We start from the raw sequence: 23271 nt of genomic DNA, 5'->3' as shown, positions 1-23271 counted from the left end.
CATGGCAGGACTCCGCAGGGGCCGAACGGCAGTCGGGCTGGTTGCCGCATCGGCGGTGCTGGCCGCGTGCAGCGGAGGAGGTGGCGACGAGGGCGGACCCGGCGAGGACGGCCGGGTCACGCTCGACATGTGGGTCTTCGCCGAACTGCACGGCCGCTACTACGAGCAGATGGCCGAGCGGTGGAACGAGGAGAACCCGGATCGGCAGATCAACCTCGATGTGACGGTCTACCCGTACGACGAGATGCACAACAACCTGCAGCTCGGGGTGAACTCCGGGTCCGGACTGCCGGACGTCGTCGACATCGAGGTGAACCAGTTCTCCAACTTCGTCCAGGGATCGAATCCTCCGCTCGCCGACCTGACGGAGGCGGCCGAGCCGTACCGGGACGAGGTGGTCGAGGCACGGCTCGACCTGTACAGCCGCGAAGGAACGATCTACGGGTATCCGACCCATGTCGGTGCCTTCGTGGCGTTCTACAACACCCCGCTGCTGGAAGAGGCCGGGATCGACTACACGACGATCGAGACCTGGCAGGACTTCCAGGACGCCGGTCAGCAGTACAACGAGGAGACCGGGGAGGCGTTCAGTGTCGCCAGCACCGAGGTGAACTTCATCCAGCCGCTGCTGGTCACCCAGCTGGGCGGCCGCATGTTCGACGACGCCGGCAACGTGGCCGTCAACAGCCCGGAGGCGGTCGAAGCGCTCGAGATCCAGCAGGAGATGTTCGAGGCGGGCGCGCTCTCGACCATCCCGGGTGGGAGCCCGGACGTCGAGGAGGCCTACGGCGCGATCAACAACGGCGGCTACGCCGCAATCGTCTACCCGGCTTGGTACACGTCCCGGTACGTCGACTACATGCCGGACCTGGAGGGAGACATCGCGATCGCACCGGCACCCGTCGTCGAAGGCGGAGAGGTGGCGACGATCGGTGGTGGCGGTACCGGCACGGCGGTGCTGAACTCCTCACCGGACGCCGAGATCGCGGCCGACTGGCTCGCCTTCGCCAAGCTGTCTCCTGAGGCGAACGTGGCCGTCTGGGAGGTCCTCGGCTTCGACCCGGTGAACATGGAGGTGTGGGCCGACGAAGAGGTGACCCACAGCGAGGACAACGAGTACAACCAGTACTTCCAGACGAACCTCTTCGACGTGCTCAATGAGGTGCAGGGAGACATCGGGCACTTCGATGGGTTCACCAACCCCGCGTGGCCGACCGTGGACACCCAGTTCACCACGTCGACCTTGGTCGACGTCTTCGAGAACGGTGTCCCCGCCCAGGACGCCCTGGACTCGGCGCAGCAGGCCCTGCAGAACGAGCTCGGGCAGTGAGCCCGCGGCTGCGGACGTCGTCGACCGACGGCGTCCGCAGCCGGCCCGACCGTCTCCGGCACGTGGGTGACTCGCCGTAGTCTGACCCCGGTCACCGGAGGGAGGCGAGCACGTGCTGCACCTGCACCGCTCGGAGCGCGCCGACGCGCTCGTGGCGCCGTTGGCCGCGGTGCTGTCCGAACCACCGGACGACCCGTTCGCTCCGGACGTGGTCGCCGTTCCCACGCGCGGCGTGGAGCGCTGGGTGGCGCAGCGCCTGTCCCACGAGCTCGGCGCCGTCGAGCTCGGCCGCGGCACCACCGCGGAGGCGGGGGACGGCGGTGAACCGGGGGTGTGCGCGAACGTCATCTTCGGCTCCCCCGCACGACTGGCCAGGGAGGCTCGTGCCGCGGCGATCGGGCTCGATCCCGAGCAGGACCCGTGGCGCACCGACCGGCTCCTCTGGCCGCTCCTGGAGGTTCTCGACGCCACGATCGGGGAGCCGTGGGCGGCGCCGCTGGCCCGGTACCTCGGCGACGACGAGCCCGAGCGAGGGACGAGCGGAGGGCGAGGAGGCGACGACGAGCGGCAGTACCGCCGTGGTCGGCGTCTCGGCCTCGCCCGCCACCTCGCCCGGCTCGTCACCTCCTACGCCTCGCAGCGGCCGGACCTCCTCGCCGGCTGGGCTTCCGGAGGCACGGACGACGGCGCCGGAGCGCCCGTACCCGAGGACCTCGCGTGGCAGGTCGAGCTCTGGCGCCGGCTCCGGGACCGCGTCGGCACGCCGAGCCCGGGGGAGTACCTCGCCGACGCCGTCGAGACGCTGCGTCGCGACCCCGCGGTCGTCGATCTGCCCGAGCGGCTGTCCGTCTTCGGCCCGACCCGCCTGCCCGAGGACCAGCTCCGAGTGCTGACCGCGCTCGCCGAGCACCGGGACGTCCACCTCTGGTTGCCACACCCCTCGCCCGTGCTGTGGAACCGGGTCTCGAGCGCTGCCGCCACCTCGCGCCGGCGGCGCGATCAACCCGCGACCGCCGAGCATCCGCTGCTCGCGTCCATGGCCCGGGACGCGACCGAGTTGCAGCGCCGCCTGTCCGAGGCAGCGGCCGACGCCACCCATCACCCGGCGCCGCCGTTGCCGGAGACCGTCCTCGGCGCGCTTCAGCAACGCCTGCGCGAGGACGACCCGGACCCGGCCGGAGCCCGCGTCCACGTCGCGGCCGAGACCGACACCACCGTCCAGGTGCACGCCTGCCACGGACTCAGCCGTCAGGTGGAGGTGTTGCGCGAGGTGCTCGCCGGCCTCTTCGCCGACGATCCGACGCTCGAGCCGCGCGACGTCATCGTCATGTGCCCGAATATCGAAGCGGTGGCCCCGCTGATCACCGCCACCTTCGGGCTCGCCGTCGAGCAGGGCCCACGCGGCGCGCACAGCCCGGACGTCCACCCCGGCCACCTGCTCCGGGTCCGTCTCGCCGACCGATCACCCGGCATGACCAATCCCGCGCTGGGCCTGCTCGCGGACCTGCTCGATCTGGCCGACGGGCGGGTCACCGCCTCCGAGATCCTCGACCTTGCCGCCGGCGCCCCCGTGCGGACCCGCTTCCGGTTCAGCGACGACGATCTCGAGCGCATCCGCGAGTGGTCCGTCGCCGCCGGGGTCCACTGGGGCGAGGACCTCGAGCGCCGCGCCCGCTTCGGTCTGCCCGACCTGCGGCAGGGCACCTGGGACGTGGCGCTGGACCGGATCCTGCTCGGCGCGGCCATGGCGGAGGAGGACCACCGGTTCGTCGGGCCGGCCCTGCCGATGGACGACGTCGACTCCACCGACATCGATCTGGCCGGTCGCCTGGCAGAGTTCATCGACCGCCTCACCCATGTGCTCGACACGCTCGACGGTGCGAGACCGCTGGAGGAGTGGCTGACCGCCCTCGACCACGCCCTGACGCTGCTCGCGGACGCCCCGCAGACCGAGTCCTGGCAGCTGGTCCAGGCCCGCCGCATCCTCGCCGACGTCCGGACCTCGGCGTCCACCCACGAGGCCCTCCCGCTCCGCCTACCGGACGCCCGCGCCCTCCTGGCCGGCCGGCTCGAAGGCCGTCCCACCCGCTCCGGGTTTCGCACCGGCGCCCTGACCATCTGCTCCATGGAACCGATGCGGGCGGTGCCACACCGCGCCGTCGTGCTGCTCGGTGTCGACGACGGCGTCTTCCCCCGCTCCACGCCTTCCGACGGCGACGACATCCTGCTGCGCGAGCCGTGCCTCGGCGAGCGCGACCGCCGCAGCGAGGACCGGCAGCTCTTCCTCGACGCCGTCACGGCCGCCGAGGAGCACCTCGTCGTCCTCTATTCCGGCGCCGACGAACGTACGGGCGCCGCCCGGCCCCCGGCCGTCCCGGTGGGCGAACTCCTCGACGCCCTCGACGTCGCCGCCACAGCCGCCGACGGCGCGAGCATCCGCGAACGGGTCCTCGTCCGTCACCCCCTCCAGGTGGTCGACGAACGCAACTTCACCGCCGGCGCGCTCGGTCGTCCGGGACCGTTCTCGTTCGACGCCGACGCCCACCGGGCGGCGCTCGCCGGCCGCGGGGAACGCGCCGGCCGCCGACCGTTCCTCACCGAGCCGCTCCCCGCCGAGGACCAGGGCCACGCCGCCGCCGTGACCGTCGACCTGGACGATCTGGTCACCATGCTCGAGCACCCGGTGAAGTGGTTCCTGCGCCGACGGCTCCAGCTCTCCCTCGCCGGGGAGGTCGACGACGTCGAGGACCGGCTTCCGCTCACCCTGGATCCCCTCACCACGTGGGGCATCGGTGACCGCCTGCTCGCCGCCCGGTTCGACGGCGTCGACCAGCGCCAGGCGATCAACTCCGAATGGCGGCGCGGAGAGGTCCCGCCCCGCGAGCTCGGACGGACGGCCCTGATGGACGTGGACCGGCGCGTGGGCCCGATCGCCGCCGCGGCAGGTCGCTATGCCGGCGACGGGCCGGCCGCCGCCGTCGACGTCACCGTCAGCCTGCCCGGCGGGGTCTCGTTGACCGGGACGGTGCCGGGGGTCCAGGAGGACACGGTGCTGCGCGCCGTCTTCTCCCGCCTCGGACCCAAGCACCGGATCCGCGCCTGGGTCCAGCTGCTCGCCCTGGCCGCCGCCCATCCGGCGCGCGACTGGTCCGCCGCCACGGTCGGCCGCCCGCCGCACCAGCGGCCGGGCGCCGTCGTCTCTCATCTCCGCCCGCCGAGCCAGGCCGAGGCACAGGCCTACCTCGGCGAGCTCGTCCGGCTGCGCGACCTCGCCGCGCGCGAGCCGCTGCCGGCGCCGGTGGGCGTGGCGCACGTCTACGCCAAGAGCCGCTTTGGCGGGGACTCGGAGCCGATGGCCGTGCAGAACGCGACGTACGAGTGGAACGGCGGGTTCGAGCGGAAGGACGACTACCACGTCCTGTGCTGGGGCGAGAACGCCGAACTCGGCGCGCTGCTGGGCAGTCCGACGCCGGAGGAACAGCAGTGGTGGCCCGAGGACCGGACCCGGTTGGGATGCCTCGCCCGCCGTATCTGGCACCCGCTTCTCAGCCACGAGTCCACGGAGCTGACATGACCCTCTTCGAGGACTGGATCGCCGACGAACTCGGCGACGGCGAGACCTCCGCCGGACCGCCGGCGGGCACCGATCTGGGAGACGGCGCAGCCGTCTTCGACGTCTGCGGCGAGCTCCCCACGGGCACCACGGTCCTCGAAGCCAGCGCCGGCACCGGCAAGACGTTCACGATCGCCGCGCTCGCCACCCGCTACGTCGCCGAAGGGGTCGCGGACCTCTCCGAACTCATGCTCGTCACCTTCGGCCGGGCCGCCACCTCCGAGCTGCGGGACCGCGTCCGCGAACGGCTCGTTCACACCGAGCGCGCACTGCGTTCACCGCTCGCCCGCTCCAGCGACGACGCCGTCATCGCTCACCTCGCCGACGTGGACGACGCCGAGCTCGGCCGTCGGCGCCGCCGCCTCACCCGGGCCCTGTCCCAGTTCGACGCCGCGACGATCACCACCACCCACGGGTTCTGCCAGCAGATGCTCAGCGCCCTGGGGATCGCCGCGGACACCGACCCGGATGCCGTCTTCGTCCCCGACATCGCCGACCTCGTCGACGAGGTGGTGGACGATCTCTACCTGCAGCGGTACGCCGACGTCCCGGAACCACCACTGACACCGGCAGCGGCACGCGAGGTCGCCCGGGCCGCCGTCAGCGACCACCAGGCCGTCCTCGAACCCGCTGCCGCCGAGCCCGACAGCCTGCCCGGGCACCGCTACGCCATGGCCCGTGACGCGCGCGCCGAGGTGCTGCGCCGCAAACGCGAACGCCACCTCATGGACTACGACGACCTCCTCGTGCTGCTGCGCGAGGCGCTGTGCCATCCGGTGCACGGCCCGGCGGCCGCCGCCCGGGTTCGTGCCCGCTACCGCATCGTGCTCGTGGACGAGTTCCAGGACACCGACCCGATCCAGTGGGAGATCCTGCACACCGCTTTCCACGGACACCGCACCCTCGTGCTCATCGGTGACCCGAAACAGGCGATCTACGCCTTCCGTGGCGGTGACGTCGTCACCTACCTGGGGGCGCGCGAGGTCGCCACGTCCACCGCCACGCTCGGCCGCAACTGGCGTTCGGACGAACCCGTCCTGACCGGTCTCGAGGCGGTGCTGCGCGGCGCCGCCCTCGGTGACGAGGCGATCGTCGTCCGCCGGGTCGAGGCACAGCACACCGGGCGGCGGCTCGACGGCGGCCCACCGGTCCGGCTGCGCCACGTCACGCGTGAGCCGTTCCGCCTCACCGGCACCAAGAACCCCCGCATCGGCCCGGTCCGCGAGCTCATCGCGCAGGACGTGGCCTCCGACATCGTGCGGCAACTCGGCACCACGCGCCTGCGTGACGGCGAGGGGTGGCGCGCGTTGGCCCCCGGTGACGTCGCCGTCCTCACGCGCCGCAACGCGGACGCGACCATGGTCCGGGACGCGCTCGTGGAGGCCGGCGTCCCCGCCGTCGTCTCGGGTCTGTCCAGCGTCTTCGGGACCTCAGCCGCCGATCTCTGGCTCACCCTGCTGACCGCGCTCGAACAGCCCGGGCACCCCGGGCGCACCGCGGCGCTGGCGCTGACCCCCTTCGTCGGCTGGAGCGCCACCGACCTGGCCGGCGCCTCCGACGCCGAACGCGACGAGCTCTCCGACCGCGTGCGCACGTGGTCGCGGATCCTCGCCGAGCGTGGCGTGGCCGCGCTGGTGGAGGCGGTGACGGCCGCCGGCGTCGCCGAACGGCTCATGGCCACCACCGCCGGCGAACGCACCCTCACCGATGTGCGACACATCGGCCAGTCACTCCACCTCGCCGCCGTTCAGGACCGGCTCGGCACCTCGGCCCTCACCGACTGGTTGCGCCGCCGGATCTCCGAGGCCGGTGAGGACTACGCGGAGGAGCGCAGCCGACGGCTGGAGACCGACGCCGCCGCCGTGCAGGTGGTGACCATCCACGCCAGCAAGGGGCTCGAGTTCCCGGTGGTGTACGTGCCCTTCGGCTGGGACCGGTTCGAGGCCAGGACGCCGTCTATCCTGCATTACCACGCCGACGGCGAAGGCGGCGCATGGGGGCCGCGGACGGTGCACGTCGGCGGCCACGAGGACACCGGGTACGACGACGCACGCTCGCGGCACCTCGCCGAGGAACGCGGTGAGGACCTCCGGCTGCTCTACGTCGCCCTCACCCGGGCCGCCACCCAGGTGGTGCTGTACTGGGCGCCGTCCTCCAACTCCGCCGGTGGTGCGCTGACTCGCCTGCTGCTCAGCGACATCACGCCCGGAGAGCTCCCGCCGGACCGGGCGCGCTCGCTGAGCGACGAGAGGATCCACGCCGCGCTGGAGGCACGCTGCGCAGCCTCAGGCGCCGCGATGCAGCTCGAGACGGTCGCGGCACGGCCGGAGCCGCGCCGGTGGCACCCGCCCGCGCAGCACCGCCCCGCACTCGCCGTCGCGCGCTTCCGGCGGCGGCTCGACCACTCTTGGCGCCGAACCTCCTACAGCGGTCTGACCGCCGCCGCACACGCGGAGGGCGTGGTCTCCGAGCCCGAGACCACCGGCATCGAGGACGAGGCCGAGGTGGCGGTGCCGTTCGAGGAGATCGCAGGGGTGACCCGTGAACCCGGCCAGGACCTGCCCTCGCCCATGGCGGAGCTGCCGGCGGGGGCCGAGTTCGGGTCACTGGTGCACGAAGTGCTGGAGTACGTCGACACGACGGCGGCGGCCAGGTCCGGTGACCTCTCGGCCGAGCTGCTCGCGCGCTGCCGAGAGGCCGGAGGTGTCCCGGGCGCCGATCCCGCGCAGTTGGCGGCCGCGCTCGAGCCCGTGCTGGCCACCCCGCTCGGTCCCCTCGCCGGCGGTCTGACCTTGGCCGACATCGTCCCTGCCGACCGGCTGGCCGAGCTGGAGTTCGAGCTCCCGCTCGCCGGCGGCGACGCCGCCACGGCGTCCGGCGCCACTCTCGACGATCTTGCCGACCTGCTGCGCCGCCATCTGCCCGCCGACGACCCCTTCGCCGGCTACGCCGACGACCTCGGTGAGATCGGCGACGCCGAGCTGCGCGGCTATCTCACCGGCAGCATCGACGCTGTGCTACGGGTCCGTGGCGACGACGGCGAGCCGCGCTACCTCGTAGTCGACTACAAGACCAACCGGCTCGGCTCGTTCGAGGAGCCGTTGACCGCGTGGCACTACCGCCCGGATGCGATGGCCGAGGCGATGAGGCAGGCGCACTACCCGTTGCAGCTCCTGCTGTACTCGGCGGCCCTGCACCGCTACCTGCGGTGGCGCCAGCGCGGCTACGACCCCGCCCGGCACCTCGGTGGGGCGCTGTACCTGTTCGTGCGGGGCATGTGCGGCCCGCACACCCCGGCCGCGGACGGCACGCCCTACGGCGTCATGGCCTGGCGTCCTCCGGCTGGTCTCGTCGTCGATCTCTCGGCGTTGCTCAGCGGGAGGCGGCCATGAGCGTGCCGACGGAGCAGGGTCCTGCGCCGGGCGACATCGGCGCTGCGTCGGCGTCCGCGCCGGCACGTCTGGCCCTGAACGCACCGCCGCTGCTGGCCACGTTCAACAACGCCGGACTGCTGGCGGCCGCCGACGTACACGTCGCCCGGCGCCTCGGCCGGCTCACCGGCGAGCGCGACGAGCAGGTCCTGCTCGCCGTGGCACTGGCAGTGCGAGCGGTACGGGCCGGATCGGTGTGTGTGCGGCTCGAGGATCTCGACGCGCTCGCGGTGCCGGAGGCGGAGGAGCCGGGAGCCGAGGCGGTGGAGATCGATGCGCTGCCCTGGCCGGCGCCGGAGGCGTGGGTGCGCGCGATCCAGGAGAGCCCGCTGGTCGCCGTCGGGGTCGACGGCCCTGCCGACCGTCCGGTGCGCTGGGTCGACGGCCGGCTCTACCTCGACCGGTACTGGCGAGACGAGCTGCTCGTCCGCCGTGCCGTCGAGGCACGACTGTCCGGCGCCGGCCGACTCGCGGAACGGATCGACGATGAACAGGTAGCGCGCGCGGCCCGCCGGCTGTTCCCCGACGGTGCGGACGCGCGCCAGCGCCTCGCCGCAGCGGTGGCCGCCCGCAGCCGCCTGACCGTCCTGACGGGAGGGCCGGGAACAGGGAAGACGACGACGGTCGCGCGGCTGCTCGCGGTGCTGCAGGAGGTCGGTGGGCACGGCGACGGTGGTCCGCTGCGGGTCTCGCTCGCCGCCCCCACTGGGAAGGCGGCCGCCCGTCTGCAGGAGGCGGTGCACGAGGCGGTCGGCCGGCTGCCGCACGAGGACCGGGAACGGCTCGGGCAGCTGCCGGCGAGCACCGTGCACCGGATGCTCGGGTGGCGGCCGGGCAGTTCCACCCGGTTCAGGCACGACAGGAACCACCACCTCCCGGACGACGTCGTGGTCGTCGACGAGACGTCCATGGTGTCCCTGCCGCTCATGGCCCGGCTGCTGGAGGCGCTGCGGCCCGACGCCCGCCTGATCCTCGTCGGTGACCCTGACCAGCTCGCCTCGGTCGAGGCGGGTGCCGTCCTCGGCGACCTCGTCGCCCGCCCCGCCGCGACTCGTCACTCTTGTGCCGACTCGTCAATCCCGAACGGGGCCGAGACGGCCGGCCCCGGAGCAGGCACGCCCGGCGCTGCCGCTGCCACGGAGGGCGAGCACGTCGGCGGCGTCGTGGTGCCGGCGGACTTGGTCCCGGACGGTCTCGACGCCGGCGAACGGCAGCAGCTCTCCGCCGGCGTCGTCCGGTTGACCCGCGTCTACCGGCAGCAGGAGGACAGCCGGATCCTGCCGCTGGCCGCGGCGATCCGTGAGGGCGACGCCGATCGGGTCCTCGACGTGCTGCGGACCGGCGGGAGCGGCGTCGAGTTCGTCGAGGTGACCGGTGAGCGCCTCACCGACGCCGAGATCGAACCCGTCCGGGCCGACGCGGCGCAAGCCGGCATCGACCTCGTCACGGCCGCCCGCGCGGGGGACGCGGCCGGTGCGCTGGAGGCGCTGGAGGCGCACCGGCTCATGCTCGCGCACCGTCGCGGCCCCGCTGGCGTCGCGCACTGGGCGGGGGTGGTCGAGCACTGGGTGAACGACGCCGTCGGCGCAGGGAGCGCCGACGATACGCCGTGGTACGCCGGGCGCCCGGTCCTGGTGACCGCCAACGATCGTGAGACCGGCCTGTACAACGGCGACACCGGCGTCCTCGTGGCGTCCGGGGACGGCGCCGACTCCGAGGATCGCGACGTCGTCGCCGTCTTCGGTGATCCGCGGCGACCGGTCCGCATCCGCCCGCACCGCCTGCCCGCGGTCGAGACCGTCCATGCCATGACAGTCCACCGCGGCCAGGGCAGCCAGTTCGGAACCGTCTCGTTGATCCTTCCACCGGCCACCTCACCGCTGCTCACCCGCGAGCTGCTGTACACCGCCGTCACGCGCGCACGGCAGGCAGTTCGTGTGGTCGGCTCGGTCGACGCCGTCCGGGCCGCCGTGGAACGGCCGGTGCGCCGGGCGTCCGGCCTGCGCGAGCCGCTCGACGGCCAGTAGCTGCGGCTGCTGTCCTCGACGAGACCTCGTCCTGGGTAATCACCGCGATCTGGCGGAGCGGGGGAGCTTTCAGTCGGCCACGCGCTGCCGCGTGCCCTCCGCACGACCGTGCTCCGCGGAGCCCCGCGGCCGCGCGGTCGAGTCCCGCACCACCAGCGCCGTGGAAAGCTCGAGGTGGTGTGTCTCCGGTGCGAGGCCGCGCACGGACGCCAGGAGCTCACGCAGGGCGGCGCGACCCATCTCCCGAACCGGTTGGCGCACCGTGGTCAGTTGCGGGGAGGACCAGGAGGCGGCGAGGGAGTCGTCGAAACCCACGATGCTCAGGTCGTCCGGCAGTCGCAGGCCACGCAACCGCGAGGCCTCCATGACCCCGAGGGCGGAGATGTCACATCCCGCGACGATCGCCGTCGGCGGCTCGGGCAGGTCGAGCATGCGCCCGGCGGCATCGCGGCCGTCCTCGTAGGCGAAGCCGGCCAGCTCGATGAGCTCCGGCTCCGGCTCCAGGCCGGCGCGCTGCATGGCTGCGAGATAGCCGTGGAGCCGGTGCTCGGCCGGCCGAGAAGCCGGCAGTCCACCGACGAGGCCGATCCGACGGTGCCCGAGCTGCAGCAGGTGCTCGGTCGCCTGCATGCCACCGCTCCAGTTCGTCGCGCTGACCGAGAGCACCGACTCGTCCGCCTGCAGCCCGACCTCGACCGGGTCGATGACCACCAGTGGCAGCCCGGCGCGCCGGCATGCGGCCACCTCACCGCCGCTCAATGTGGTGGTCACCGTGATGAGGCCGATGTGTCCGAGGTCTGCGAGCTCGCCGAACCACGCCGGCGTCAGGGCGTTCGGCGGCCCCTCGGACTCGAGGCTGCTGGCGACGACGGAGATGCCGTGCTCCTGCGCCGCCCCGACGACGCCGGCCAGGACCTCGGAGGAGTACAGGGTCGCGAAGTCCTTGAACAGGACGGAGACGGTCGGCCGGGCCTCGGGCCGGCCCCGGTGCGTCGGCTCGTAGCCGAGGGATTCCAGCACGGTCTGGACGTGCGCGCGCGTCGAGTCGGCGACGTCGGGCCGGCGGTTGAGGACCTTCGAGACGGTCGCCTTGGACACCCCCGCCTGCTGAGCCACCTCCGTCAGGGTGACGCGGCCGGGCTTGGACTGCATCGTCTCCACCTCTCAGGTCGAAATGTTTCGGCAGCGACAGGGTAGCGGCATTCAGCCCGCGACCGTGAGCGGGATCTGTGCAGGTCACGGCGCGCCCTTTTCGCGCGCGTTGACGGTCTGTGGACCGGTTGCTACCGTCCATTCGGCTCGAAACGTTCCGATACAGTTCGACCGGTGGGAGGGCAGGCCTCCCACCTCCGCCTCAGCAAAGGACGACTGCGATGACGCACTCACGGCGTGGGTTCCTGGGAATCTCGGCAGCCTCGGCCATGGCGGTGGTGCTGTCCGCCTGTGGTGGCGGCACCCAGCCCGGGGAGAACCCCGACGGCAACGGCGGCGGTGGCGGCGACGCCAACGCCTGGATCCTCACCGGCGGGATGTGGCCCGTCATCCAGGACTCCATCGATCGCTGGAACGAGGTCAACCCGGACCAGGAGATCTCGGTCGAGGAGTTCGAGAACGACGCCTACAAGGAGCGGATCCGTACCGCCGTGGGCGCCGGTCGCGCCCCGACCCTCGTGCTGAGCTGGGGTGGTGGCACCCTCGTCGATTACGTCAACAACGACCACGTCGTCGACATCACCGACGCGACCAGCGACCTGCAGGACCGACTGCTGCCCTCCGTCGCCCAGAACGGCCAGGTCGACGGCGCCACGTACGCCGTCCCGGTCAACGACGTCCAGCCCGTGGTGCTCTTCTACAACCGCGATCTCTTCGACGAGCACGGCCTCGAGGTGCCCACCACCTACGACGAGCTGCTCGAGGTCAGCGCCGCCTTCCAGGAGGCCGACGTCCTGCCGATCGCCCTGGCCGGCGCCAGCGTCTGGCCCGAGCTGAAGTGGATCCAGTACCTCACCGACCGCGCCGGTGGCCCGGAGGCGTTCCAGGCGGTGCTCGACGGTGAGGCGGATGCCTGGTCCCACCCGGCGTTCCTGGACGCCACCACGAAGATCAAGGAGCTCGTCGACACCGGTGCGTTCGGCGACAACTACGGCTCCGTCGCGGCCGATCAGAACGCGGACATCGCGCTGGTCCACACCGGCCGCGCCGCCATGATCCTGTGGCTCAGCTCCGCCTACGCGACGTTCCGCACCGATGCGCCGGAATTCACCGAGAGCTCGCTCGGCTGGACGACCTTCCCGACGATCGACGGCGGGGAGGGCGACCCGGCGAACATCGTCGGCAACCCGGCCAACGTCTTCTCGGTCTCCGCCGCCGCGTCCGAGGGCGCTCAGGAGGCCGCACTCGGGTGGATCAGCGACCAGCTCTACGACGACGCCCAGATCGAGGACATGATCGCCGCCGGCGCGGTCCCGCCGGTGCAGGGCATCGAGGACCAGCTCGGCCAGAGCGAGAACGCGGACTTCCTCACCTATTCCTACGGACTCGCCCAGGAGGCCCCGCACTTCCAGCTCTCCTGGGACCAGGCCCTCCCGCCCGGGCAGGCCCAGGAACTGCTGAACAACCTCAGCCAGCTGTTCCTTGGCCAGATCACCCCGCAGCAGTTCGTCGACAACATGAATGCCACGCTCTGACATGTCGAGTTCGACCGAGGCGCCGCTGCCGCAGACGACGGTAGGCCGCGCACCGCAGCCGGGCACCAAGAACGGCGGTACCCGAACGGCTGGGCGTTCCGGCGGCCCGCCCTTCCTCATGGTCCTGCCGGCCCTGGTGTTCTTCGGGGCGTTCGCCCTGATCCCGCTCGCCGGCGTCGTCGTGCTGTCCTTCATGGAGTGGGACGGGCTCGGCGAGCCGGCCTGGGCGGGACTGAGCAAGTGGCAACAGACGTTCGCGGACCCGGTCACCCGGCAGGCCATGTGGTTGACGGCGCTGTTCGTCGTCGTCTCCTACGTATTCCAGGCGCCGGTGGCGCTGCTGCTCGGCGTGTTCATGGCGGGCCGGCAGCGCTACCGTGCCGTGCTCTCGGTGCTGTACTTCCTGCCGCTGCTGTTCTCCGCCGCCGCGATCGGTATCACCTTCCAATCGCTCCTCGACCCGAACTTCGGACTGGCGCGCGCCTTCGGCACCGAGCTGCTCAACCAGAACTGGCTCGGCAACCCAGACCTGGCGCTGTACGTCGTCGTCTTCGTCGTCGGCTGGTCCTTCGTGCCGCTCCACTCGCTGCTGTACCAGGCCGGTGTGCGGCAGATCCCCGCCTCGATGTACGAGGCAGCCACGCTGGACGGGGCCGGTCGGGTGCAGCAGTTCTTCCACATCACCATCCCGCAGCTGCGGTACACGATCGTGACGTCGTCGACGCTGATGCTGGTGGGGTCACTGACCTACTTCGACCTCATCTTCGTCCTCACCGGCGGCGGACCGGGCAACGCGACGCGGATCCTTCCGCTCGACATGTACCTCAACGGGTTCCGCAGCTACGACATGGGTCAGGCCAGCGCCGTCGCCGTCATCCTCGTGGCGGTCGGTCTCGGGCTCGGTCTGGCGCTCAACCGGATCTCCGGCGCCAGCCGGATGGAGAGCCAGCAGGCAGGTCTGTGATGGAAGACAAGCGTCCCAACATCCTCGGTGGGCTCGGCGGCTGGCTGTGGTTGATCGTCGTCATCGTCCCGATCTACTACATCATCGTCACCAGCCTGCGGCCGCAGGAGGACTACTACAACGAGAACCCGCTCTCGATCCCGTCGAACCCGTCGCTCGAGCCGTACCGGATCGTGCTCGAGAACGACTTCCTGCTCTACCTCGGCAACAGCCTGCTGGTGACGATCATCGCGGTCGTCGTCATCCTCGCCGTCTCCCTGATGGCCTCGTACTACCTCGTACGGTCGGGGACTCGGCTGGCCCGCCACACGCTGCAGCTCATCCTGCTGGGCATCGCGATCCCGCTGCAGGCGACGATCATCCCCGTCTACTACCTGATCGTCGAGCTCGGTGTGTACGACACCGTGTGGGGGCTGATCCTGCCGTACATCGCGTTCGGCATCCCGATCAGTGTGCTCATCACCGTCAACTTCGTCCGCGACATCCCCGGGGAGCTCTTCGAGTCCATGCGGGTCGACGGCGCAGGGGAGTGGCGGATGCTGGTCACCCTCGTGCTGCCGCTGTCCCGGCCGGCGTTGATGACCGTCGGGATCTACCAGGCGCTGCAGGTGTGGAACGGCTTCCTGTTCCCGCTCGTGCTCACGCAGAGCTCCGAGGTGCGCGTGCTGCCGCTCTCGCTCTGGTCCTATCAGGGTGAGTTCTCGACCAACGTGCCCGCCGTCCTGGCGGCCGTCACGCTCTCGGTGCTGCCGATCTTCGCGGCTTACATCGTGGGCCGGCGCCAGCTCGTCAGCGGCCTGACGGCAGGATTCGGCAAGTAGCGCGGGGGCGAGGAGCCGCATACCGCTCACCCGACCGAAGAACCGATTCGATGACGAAAACCGAACCCGACACCGGAGGCAATCGATGACCGACGACGGCGCCGCCACAACCACCGCGACCCGGGACTCCCAGGACGATCCCGGCACGAGCGTGGCCGACCGTGTCGAGGCCGTGCTCTCGGGCATGACGCTGGAGGAGAAGGCCGCCCAGCTCGGTAGCTTCTGGGCCCAGGACCCGCTCAACGGGGGCGACGTCGCGCCCATGCAGAACGCGATGACCAGCGCCGCCGTCACCTTCCCCGAGGCGATCGAGCACGGGCTCGGTCAACTCACCCGGTTCTACGGGTCCGGTCCGTTGACGGTGCCCGACGGCGTACCCGCCCTGCGGGAGATGCAGCGCCAGGTCGCGGAGGCCTCGCGGTTCAACATCGCGGCCGTGGTGCACGAGGAGTGCCTCGCCGGCTTCACCGCCCTCGGCGCCACCTGCTTCCCGGTGCCGCTGTCCTGGGGCGCCACCTTCGAGCCCGAGCTGATCGCCCGGATGGGGAACGCCATCGGGTCCGACATGCGCGCTGTCGGTGTCCACCAGGGTCTCGCACCGGTGCTGGACGTGGTCCGCGACTACCGCTGGGGGCGCGTGGAGGAGACCATCGGCGAGGATCCGTACCTCGTCGCCACCGTGGGCACCGCCTACGTGCGCGGCATGCAGGACGCCGGGATCATCGCCACGCTCAAGCACTTCGCCGGGTACTCGGCCTCGCGGGCGGCACGCAACCACGCGCCCGTGCCGATGGGTCCGCGCGAGTTCGCCGACGTCGTGCTGCCGCCGTTCGAGATGGCCGTCCGCGAGGGCGGCGTGCGGTCGGTGATGAACTCCTACGCCGACGTCGACGGCGAGGCGCCGGCCGCCTCCCGCCGGCTGCTCACCGAGCTGCTGCGCGAGCGGTGGGGCTTCGACGGCACGGTCGTCTCCGACTACTGGTCGGTGAACTTCCTCGAGCTCATGCACCAGGTGGCCGCGGATCTGACGGACGCCGCACGGCTCGCCCTGTCCGCCGGCCTGGACGTCGAGCTGCCGATGACCGGCGGCTTCCGGCACCTGCCGGACCTGGTGCGCGACGGCCGACTCGAGGAGAGCGTGCTCGATGTGGCCGTGCGCCGCGTCCTGACTCAGAAGGTCGAGCTCGGTCTGCTCGATGGTGCCTGGGAGCACGACGGCGACGAGAACCACGCCGAGCTCGACTCTCCGGCGAACCGCGCACTGGCCGCCGAGATCGCGGAGAAGTCCGTGATCCTGCTCGACAACGACGGCACGCTTCCGCTGGAGACGGCGGGGAAGAGCGTCGCCGTCATCGGTCCCTCGGCGATCGAGGCGCGCACCTTCCTCGGGTGCTACTCCTTCCCGAACCACATCATGGGGCGGATGGGCTCGGAGGAGAACGGCGTCGAGATCCCGACGCTGCTGGACTCGTTGCGGCGCGAATGGCCTCAGGCCGACGTCGAGCACCAGCTCGGCTGCCCCATCCTGGAGCCGGACCCCAGCGGCATCGAGGCCGCGGTCGACCTGGCCAGGCGCAGCGACGTCGCCGTCGTGACCGTGGGCGACCTGGCCTCGCTGTTCGGCCGCGGGACCTCCGGCGAAGGGTGCGACGTGGAGGATCTCACCCTGCCCGGCTCGCAGGCCGAGCTCGTCGAGGCCGTTCTGGGGACCGGGACGCCGGTGGTGCTCGTCGTGGTCTCGGGACGCCCCTACGCCCTTGGCGACTACGCCGACCGGTGCCGCGCCGTCGTCCAGGCCTTCTTCCCCGGTGAGGAGGGTGGCGCCGCGATCGCCGGCGTGCTCTCCGGCCGCATCAATCCCTCCGGACGGCTGCCCGTCGGCGTGCCCGCGCACGCGGGCGGGCAGCCGAGCACCTACCTGGCCCCGAAGCTGGGGCAGCGGTCCGACGGCGTCTCGAACCTCGACCCGACACCGCTGTACCCGTTCGGCCACGGGTTGAGCTACACCACGCTCGAGTACGGAGAGTTGAGCCTGTCCGCCACGGAGATCGCGACCGACGCCGCCGTGGAGGCCACTGTTGCGGTGACCAACACCGGCGAGCGCACCACCGACGAGGTGGTCCAGCTCTACCTCAGCGACCATGTGGCCCAGGTGACCCGCCCCGTCCGTGAGCTCGTGGGTTACCAGCGCCTCACGCTCGAGCCCGGGCAGACCCGGCGCGTGACCTTCCGGCTGCACGCCGAGCGGACGTCGTTCACCGGCATCGACCAGCGGCGGATCGTCGAGCCCGGCAGCTTCACCCTCGGTGCCGGCCGGTCCGCCGGCGACCTGCGGACGATGGCGGACTTCGCGATCACTGGTCAGGTGCGCGAGGTCGAGGGCGCTCGCGTGATGACGACGCCGGCCGTCGTCGACTGACGGTCAGTGCCCCGGCCTGCGGCCGCACGCGTCGAGCTCGACCGGACAACCATGGCCGAGCTCGGCGCGATCTGGGAGGTACGGCGCACCCAGCTCACGCGATGAGGTAGCGCTGCAGCGTCGGTCCGACGGTGCCGACCACCTGGTCGCGCTCCATGTCGACGACCGGGGGGAGTTGGAGGATGTAGCGGCACATCCCCAGGCCTAGCATCTGGGTCGCGACCAGACCTGCCCGGTACGTCGCGTCGGACCGATCGAGTCCGAGCTTCTGCATGGCCCCGACCACCTGGTCGGCGAAGATGGCGCGGAGCCGGTCGGCGGCCGCCGGTGTGGTGGCCGCCGAGCGCAGCAGGATCGTCAGCAGCTCATCCTCCCCTTCCCAGCGATCCAGGAAGTGCGCGGCGAGCACGGCTCCGATCTCCTCAGCCGGCACGCGGGACAGGTCAGGCAGTCGCAGGTCGAGGTCGACGACGTCGGCGAACAGCGCTTCCTTCGATCCGACGCGGCGCATGACCAGGGCTGGGTCGATCCCGACGTCCTGCGCGATGGCGCGGATCGTCGTGCCGTCGTATCCGTCGCGGGCGAACCGCTCGCGGGCGGAGGCGCGGATCAGCTGCGTGGTCTCGGCGGCGGAGCGTCTCATGTCTCGATGTTAGTCAACAGCTGTTGACTTGTCCGTCAGGTGATGATCGACTGAGGTCAACACGCGTTGACTTCGGAAGGAACCGCCCATGCTGCCCTCGACCACCCGCGTCCTGGTCGTCGGAGCTGGCCCGGTGGGGCTGGCCACCGCCGTCGTACTGCGTCATCACGGCCACGCGGTCACCGTCGTCGATGCACAGGCCGAGGCGGCGAACACCTCCCGCGCTGCGGTGGTGCATCCGCGCACCCTTGAGCTGCTCAGTCCGTACGGCGTGGTTCGGCAGATGGTCGACCGCGGGGTCCACACGCCCCGGTTCACCGTTCGTGACCGGGACGCGATCCTGATCCCGGCGCCGTTCACGACCCTCCCCACCGACTACCCGTACGCCCTGATGCTCTCGCAGGCGGACACCGAGGCCTACCTGCTCGCTCGGCTCCGGGAGCTCGGGGGCGATGTGGTCCGGCCCGTCGCCGTCGACCGACTCGACCAGGAGGTCGACGGGGTCCTCGCCATCCTGGATGGCGGGCGCCGCATCCGGGCGGAGTACGTCGTCGGCGCCGACGGGATGCACAGCACGGTGCGCGAGCAGTCCGGCATCAGCTTCAGCGGAGATACGGCATCGCAGTCGTTCAGCCTTGCCGACATCAGGCTCAGCTCCGGTGTGCCTGGCCGAGACGTCATCCTCTACTTCTCGCCGGCCGGGACGCTCGTTCTCGCCCCTCTGCCCGACGGACTGCACCGGGTCGTGGCCGCTGTCTCCGAGGCGCCCGAGCATCCCGACGTCCCTTTCGTCCAGCGCCTGCTCGATGTTCGCGGTCCGAAGCGGTGGCCCGCGGTGGTCCAGGAGGTGGTCTGGGGCTCCCGATTTCGAGTGCACGAACGGCTTGCCGAGTCCTTCCGCGCCGGGCGGATCCTGCTCGCGGGCGACGCCTCCCACGTCCACTCGCCCGCCGGTGGTCAGGGTATGAACCTTGGCCTCGACGACGCCGTCCATCTCGGCGAAGCCCTCGCCCGCGTGCTGGATGGTGACTCGGACGCGGCGCTCGACACCTACTCGGAGGTCCAGCTGCCCAAGGCTCGCCAGGTCATCCGCCTCGCCGGACGGCTCACGTCGCTGGCCACGGTGCCCGGCGCGGCGCGGCCGGTGCGCAATGCCGCCCTCTCCCTGGTCGGCCGGCTCCCGGCCTTCCAGCGCGCCCTGGCCCGGCAGCTGGCGGGACTGGATCGGTCCGACCGGAGGGTCTGAGGCTTGACGTGCGCGAGTGCGGCACAGCGGGCCGGAGCGCGACCTCGGAACGTTCGTCGTTCCCCCGTCAGGCGTCGCGCCTGACTACCGGAGCAGGGCCTCGGCCAGCTCGCTGTCCACGATCAGCGTCTGTGCCAGGCCCGCGCGCACGACGGCGAGGGTGGCCTCGCGCCGGTCGGCGCCGCTGGCCGTCGTGATGCGTCGGCGTGCCCGGCGCAGCTGGTCGAGCGTGGCGCCGATGACGCGGTCGTCGAGCGGACTGACCACGGGCTCGCCGGCGGCATCGAGCAGCCGGCCGGAGACCTCGCCGTGGATGTCGTGCTGGGCGAGTTCGTCGTGCTGGCGTTCGCTCAGCAGCTCATACACCGCGGACGCCCCCGCGTGCCAGGCACCGACGGACAGCACGGCGACGTCGAGGTCGTCGGCCTCGGCCAGGGTGGCCGCGATCTCCGGCTGACGGCGGAGGCCGGCCGCTGTCTCGGCGTCGGGTACCACCAGCGGCGCGTAGAGGATGTGCGCCGTGCCGCCCGCTGCTGCGGCGACATCCCGTGTGACCTCCACCGATCCGGGGAGCCCGGCCGGCGGATAGACGGCGCCGGAGACCTGCACGACCGTGCAGCGGTCGAGACGGCGCAGCGTGCGTGCCATGGCCGGCATCGCGCGGCTCCACGCGATCCCGACCGTGGCGTCGACGGTCACGACGCGTTCCAATTCCTTCGCGAGAGCCGATCCGAGCAGGTCGAACGTCGTCTGCGCCGAGGTCGGATGGGATTCGACGACGACGGCGCGTTCGACGTGGAGCTCCTCGGCCAGCTGACGTGAGAGGCCGTCATCGATGTGACCGGGGGACCCGATCTCGATGCGGACCAGGCCGGTGCGGCGGGCTTCCTGCAGCAACCGAGCGACCTGGAAACGGCTGAGTCCCAGGTCGCGTGCGATCCCGACCTTCGACTGGTCCTCCCAGTAGTACCGCCGCGCCACGGTCAGCATCTGCGCCGTCGTCTCGCCTGTGTCCCGGCCGGCCGCGCCGTCCTCCGGCACCGACGTGCTCGCCATGAGACCTCCCGAGCCGACGGACACGATCATCCGGCACGGGGTTGACCGCGCCAGGGTTGCCACTCTACCGTCGCGCTCAGATGAGTTCCACGAACTCTCAGATGAGCGTCAGGAGACGATGGTGTCAGCACAACCGCAAGGCATCACCCGCACCAAGCCGCGTCAGGCACTCACCGCGGCCATGTCCGGGTCCTTTCTCGAGTGGTACGACTTCTATCTCTTCGGCATCGCTGCCGGGCTGGTCTTTCCGACCCTGTTCTTCCCGAACTCCTCCACGACGGCGGGGATGATCGAGTCATTCGGAACGTTCGCCGCCGGCTTTGTGGCGCGGCCCATCGGCGCCGTCCTCTTCGGCCACTTCGGTGATCGCGTGGGCAGGCGCCGGATGCTGCTCATCACGGTCCTGCTGATGGGCGGATGCACCTTCCTGGTCGGCCTGCTGCCGACCTACGGCTCGCTCGGTCCCTGGGCGGCGGTCCTGCTCGTGCTGCTTCGTCTCGTCCAGGGCCTGGGCATCGGCGGGGAGTTCGGCGGCGGCGCGCTTGTCGCACTCGAGAACGCGCCGACCGGTCGCCGCGGCATCATGGGCAGCGTCCACCAGCTCGGGACGCCGCTGGGGCTCCTCGCCGCGACCGGCATCTTCGCCGTGGTCCAGACGTTGCCCGAGGGGAGCCTGTACTCGTGGGGATGGCGCGTGCCGTTCCTGCTCAGCGGCCTTTTCCTCGTGGTGGCGATCTACATCCGTAAGGCGCTCCCGGAGACGGAGGCGTTCCAGGCGGACCGGTCCACCACCGAGCGGATGCCGCTGATGGCGCTGCTGCGTGGTCATCCGAAGAACGTCGTGCTCGCGATCGGTGCCCGGATGGCCGACGCGGTGACCTTCAACGTCATCAACGTCTTCGGCATCGCGTTCGCCACGACCCACCTCGGCATGCCCGAGCACGTCATGCTCAACGGCTTCGTCGTGGCATCCGCCGTCGAGATCGCCGTCATCCCGTTCGTCGGTGCGCTCTCGGACCGGATCGGACGCCGGCCCGTATACATGTTCGGCATCGTGGTCTGCGGCACGCTCGGGTTCGCCTACTTCCCGGCGCTGGAGAGCGGCAACGTCCCTCTCGCCTGGCTGATGATCGTACTCATGCTCGCGGTCGGCACCGGCTGCATGTTCGCCATTCAGGGCACCTTGTTCGCCGAGATGTTCAGCACGAGCACCCGCTACACGGGCATCGGCGTGGCCTACCAGAGCTCGGCCCTGCTCGGCGGTGCACCGACGCCGGCGATCGCGACGGCGCTCGCCGCAGCCTTCTCGCAGTCCTACTGGCCGGTGGCCATCTATCTGGCCGTCGTCTGCGCAGTGAGCCTGGTCTGCCTGCTCGTCCACCGCGAAACCTTCCGCAACACCCTGACCGACTCCGAGCCCGTCCCGACGCGTTGACCGCGCGGCGTCGACCGATCAACTTGGAAACCGTTCCCCTGGAAATGGAGTACTCACCCGTGCAACAGGCCGCATCAGCGGAGACCGACCGACGTCCGAACATCGTCTTCGTCATCACCGACCAGCAGCGGTTCGACACGATCAACGCGCTCGGGTTCGACCACGTCGACACCCCGAACCTGGACCGACTGGTCCGCGAGGGCACGACGTTCACACGCACCTACGTCTCGGCGCCGTCGTGCTCGCCGTCGCGGGCGAGCTTGTTCACGGGCCTGTACCCGCATTCGCTCGGCGTCCTGAGGAACGAAGAGCTCTGGCGTCACTCGTGGGTGGAGGCGCTCGCACGGTCCGGGTATCACTGCGTGAACGTCGGCAAGATGCACACTCACCCGTGGGAGACGCCGCTCGGGTTCCACGAGCGGACCGTGGTGGAGAACAAGGACCGGGACCATCCGAACGTGCCGTTCTTCCACGACCAGTGGGACAAGGCGTTGTGGAGCCACGGGTACACCAAGCCCACGCGCACGGAGCACCGCAAACGTGCTGACTACCGTGACCGGCTCGGGGCGTTCGAGTGGGAGCTGCCCGAGGAGTTGCACTCGAACAACTTCGTCGCGGGGCATGCCCGGTGGTGGCTGGAGACCTACCCCGGCGACGAGCCGTTCTTCCTGCAGATCGGTTTCCCCGGGCCGCATCCGCCCTACGATCCGGTCAGCCGCCATCTCGAGGCGTACCAGGACCGGGATGTGCCGCTGCCCGTCCGCTCCGAGGAGGACCTCGCGCGCCAGCCGGCGGCGCTCCACGAGTTGCGCCAGCACCATGAGGAGAACGACCACGACTCCGTGGTGCATCAACCGATGTCGAGCGAGGAGGCGGCGCGGCGTCAGCGACGCCATTACTACGCCGAGGTCAGCCAGATCGACGAACAGATGGGTCTGGTCATCGATGCGCTCGAGCGACGTGGTGTCCTGGACAACACCGTCATCATCTTCACATCCGACCATGGCGACTGCCTCGGCGATCACGGGCACAGCCAAAAGTGGACGATGTACGACCCGTCCGTGCGTGTCCCGGCCATCGTCTGGGGCCCCGGCATCGCCGCGGACCGGCAGCTCGACGGCCTGACGGCGATGATGGATCTCGGTCCCACGGTGCTCGAGCTGGCCGGTCTCGACGTCCCCGGCTGGATGGAGGCCGAGTCTCTGGTGCCCGCGCTGCGCGGTGCGCAGTGGGCCGGCCGTGACCACGTCTTCTCCGAGCACGCCAGGGACATGATCCTGACCGGTACCGAGCTGATGACGATGGTCCGGGACGATCGGTGGAAGTACGTCGAGTTCGTCGACTCCGACGACGGGCAGCTCTTCGACTTGCATGCCGACCCGTTCGAGGAGCACACACTCTGGGACGCCCCGGCCGGGTCCGAGGCCGGCCAAGCACGCGAGCGACTACGCGACGTCGTGGCCCGCTGGCGCGCTCGCAGCGCACTGCACACCGCAGACTTCGGCAAGGAGCACCGCTGAGGCGGTCGCGCTCACCGCTGCCGAACCGCGGGCGGTACCGTGCCCGAATCGTGTGCACCCCATCACGTACGGGTACGGG

The 23271-nt window shown here is 71.1% G+C and carries 14 protein-coding genes; 11 read left to right on the top strand and 3 right to left on the bottom strand.

Features of this window, described 5'->3' with window-relative positions:
• Position 1 precedes the first annotated feature (1 nt).
• The 4 genes from ACFSE6_RS07830 to recD all read left to right on the top strand — a co-directional run bounded on the left by ACFSE6_RS07830 (position 2) and on the right by recD (position 10401).
• Entirely contained in the window at positions 2 to 1330 is a 1329-nt protein-coding gene (locus tag ACFSE6_RS07830) for an ABC transporter substrate-binding protein (protein WP_388004626.1), read from the top strand.
• A 112-nt stretch (positions 1331 to 1442) separates the two neighbouring features.
• Positions 1443 to 4904 (top strand): exodeoxyribonuclease V subunit gamma, encoded by a 3462-nt coding sequence (recC, locus tag ACFSE6_RS07825; protein WP_388004623.1) that lies wholly within the window; start codon positions 1443 to 1445, stop codon positions 4902 to 4904.
• A complete protein-coding gene (locus ACFSE6_RS07820) occupies positions 4901 to 8335 on the top strand; it encodes a UvrD-helicase domain-containing protein (protein WP_388004620.1) in 3435 nt (1144 codons plus the stop codon). Before recC ends, ACFSE6_RS07820 begins: the two co-directional genes overlap by 4 nt.
• Complete coding sequence (gene recD / locus ACFSE6_RS07815) at positions 8332 to 10401, top strand: exodeoxyribonuclease V subunit alpha (RefSeq protein WP_388004617.1); 2070 nt, start codon at positions 8332 to 8334, stop codon at positions 10399 to 10401. Before ACFSE6_RS07820 ends, recD begins: the two co-directional genes overlap by 4 nt.
• A gap of 69 nt (positions 10402 to 10470) precedes the next feature.
• On the opposite strand, the gene ACFSE6_RS07810 is transcribed toward recD, so the two are convergent.
• On the bottom strand, positions 10471 to 11553 hold the full coding sequence (locus ACFSE6_RS07810; RefSeq protein ID WP_388004614.1) for a LacI family DNA-binding transcriptional regulator: 1083 nt from the start codon (positions 11551 to 11553) through the stop codon (positions 10471 to 10473).
• A gap of 221 nt (positions 11554 to 11774) precedes the next feature.
• Here ACFSE6_RS07810 and ACFSE6_RS07805 point away from each other — a divergent pair, with 221 nt between their 5' ends.
• From ACFSE6_RS07805 to ACFSE6_RS07790, 4 genes are all read left to right on the top strand, one after another.
• Positions 11775 to 13088, top strand: coding sequence for an extracellular solute-binding protein (locus ACFSE6_RS07805; protein WP_388004610.1), 1314 nt, complete (start codon positions 11775 to 11777; stop codon positions 13086 to 13088).
• Between the two features lies 1 nt (position 13089).
• Positions 13090 to 14052: a carbohydrate ABC transporter permease gene (locus ACFSE6_RS07800; protein ID WP_388004607.1), complete on the top strand. Its 963-nt coding sequence runs from the start codon at positions 13090 to 13092 to the stop codon at positions 14050 to 14052.
• Positions 14052 to 14873 carry a carbohydrate ABC transporter permease gene (locus ACFSE6_RS07795; protein ID WP_388004604.1) on the top strand — a complete coding sequence of 274 codons (822 nt, stop codon included), beginning with the start codon at positions 14052 to 14054 and terminating at the stop codon, positions 14871 to 14873. Before ACFSE6_RS07800 ends, ACFSE6_RS07795 begins: the two co-directional genes overlap by 1 nt.
• An 85-nt stretch (positions 14874 to 14958) precedes the next feature.
• A complete protein-coding gene (locus tag ACFSE6_RS07790) occupies positions 14959 to 17292 on the top strand; it encodes a beta-xylosidase/alpha-l-arabinosidase (protein WP_388004601.1) in 2334 nt (777 codons plus the stop codon).
• A 94-nt stretch (positions 17293 to 17386) separates the two neighbouring features.
• On the opposite strand, the gene ACFSE6_RS07785 is transcribed toward ACFSE6_RS07790, so the two are convergent.
• Positions 17387 to 17935 (bottom strand): TetR/AcrR family transcriptional regulator, encoded by a 549-nt coding sequence (locus ACFSE6_RS07785; RefSeq protein WP_388004597.1) that lies wholly within the window; start codon positions 17933 to 17935, stop codon positions 17387 to 17389.
• Between the two features lie 88 nt (positions 17936 to 18023).
• On the opposite strand from ACFSE6_RS07785, the gene ACFSE6_RS07780 reads away from it, so the two are divergent.
• Entirely contained in the window at positions 18024 to 19181 is a 1158-nt protein-coding gene (locus tag ACFSE6_RS07780) for an FAD-dependent oxidoreductase (protein ID WP_388004594.1), read from the top strand.
• A gap of 84 nt (positions 19182 to 19265) precedes the next feature.
• On the opposite strand, the gene ACFSE6_RS07775 is transcribed toward ACFSE6_RS07780, so the two are convergent.
• The gene (locus tag ACFSE6_RS07775) at positions 19266 to 20237 is read right to left on the bottom strand and encodes a sugar-binding transcriptional regulator (protein WP_388004591.1); all 972 of its coding nucleotides are present in this window, start codon (positions 20235 to 20237) and stop codon (positions 19266 to 19268) included.
• A gap of 121 nt (positions 20238 to 20358) precedes the next feature.
• On the opposite strand from ACFSE6_RS07775, the gene ACFSE6_RS07770 reads away from it, so the two are divergent.
• Together ACFSE6_RS07770 and ACFSE6_RS07765 are read left to right on the top strand one after the other, a co-directional pair.
• Positions 20359 to 21672 (top strand): MFS transporter, encoded by a 1314-nt coding sequence (locus tag ACFSE6_RS07770; protein ID WP_388004588.1) that lies wholly within the window; start codon positions 20359 to 20361, stop codon positions 21670 to 21672.
• Positions 21673 to 21731: 59 nt separating this feature from the next.
• Positions 21732 to 23192: a sulfatase family protein gene (locus tag ACFSE6_RS07765; RefSeq protein ID WP_388004585.1), complete on the top strand. Its 1461-nt coding sequence runs from the start codon at positions 21732 to 21734 to the stop codon at positions 23190 to 23192.
• Positions 23193 to 23271: the final 79 nt, after the last annotated feature.

It is taken from the genome of Georgenia deserti, from assembly GCF_042680605.1.
In the GTDB taxonomy this organism is placed as follows: Bacteria; Actinomycetota; Actinomycetes; order Actinomycetales; family Actinomycetaceae; genus Allobogoriella; species Allobogoriella deserti.
The sequence above is the reverse complement of the archived record's forward strand: the minus strand, read 5'-3'. Positions and strand labels throughout refer to the sequence as shown.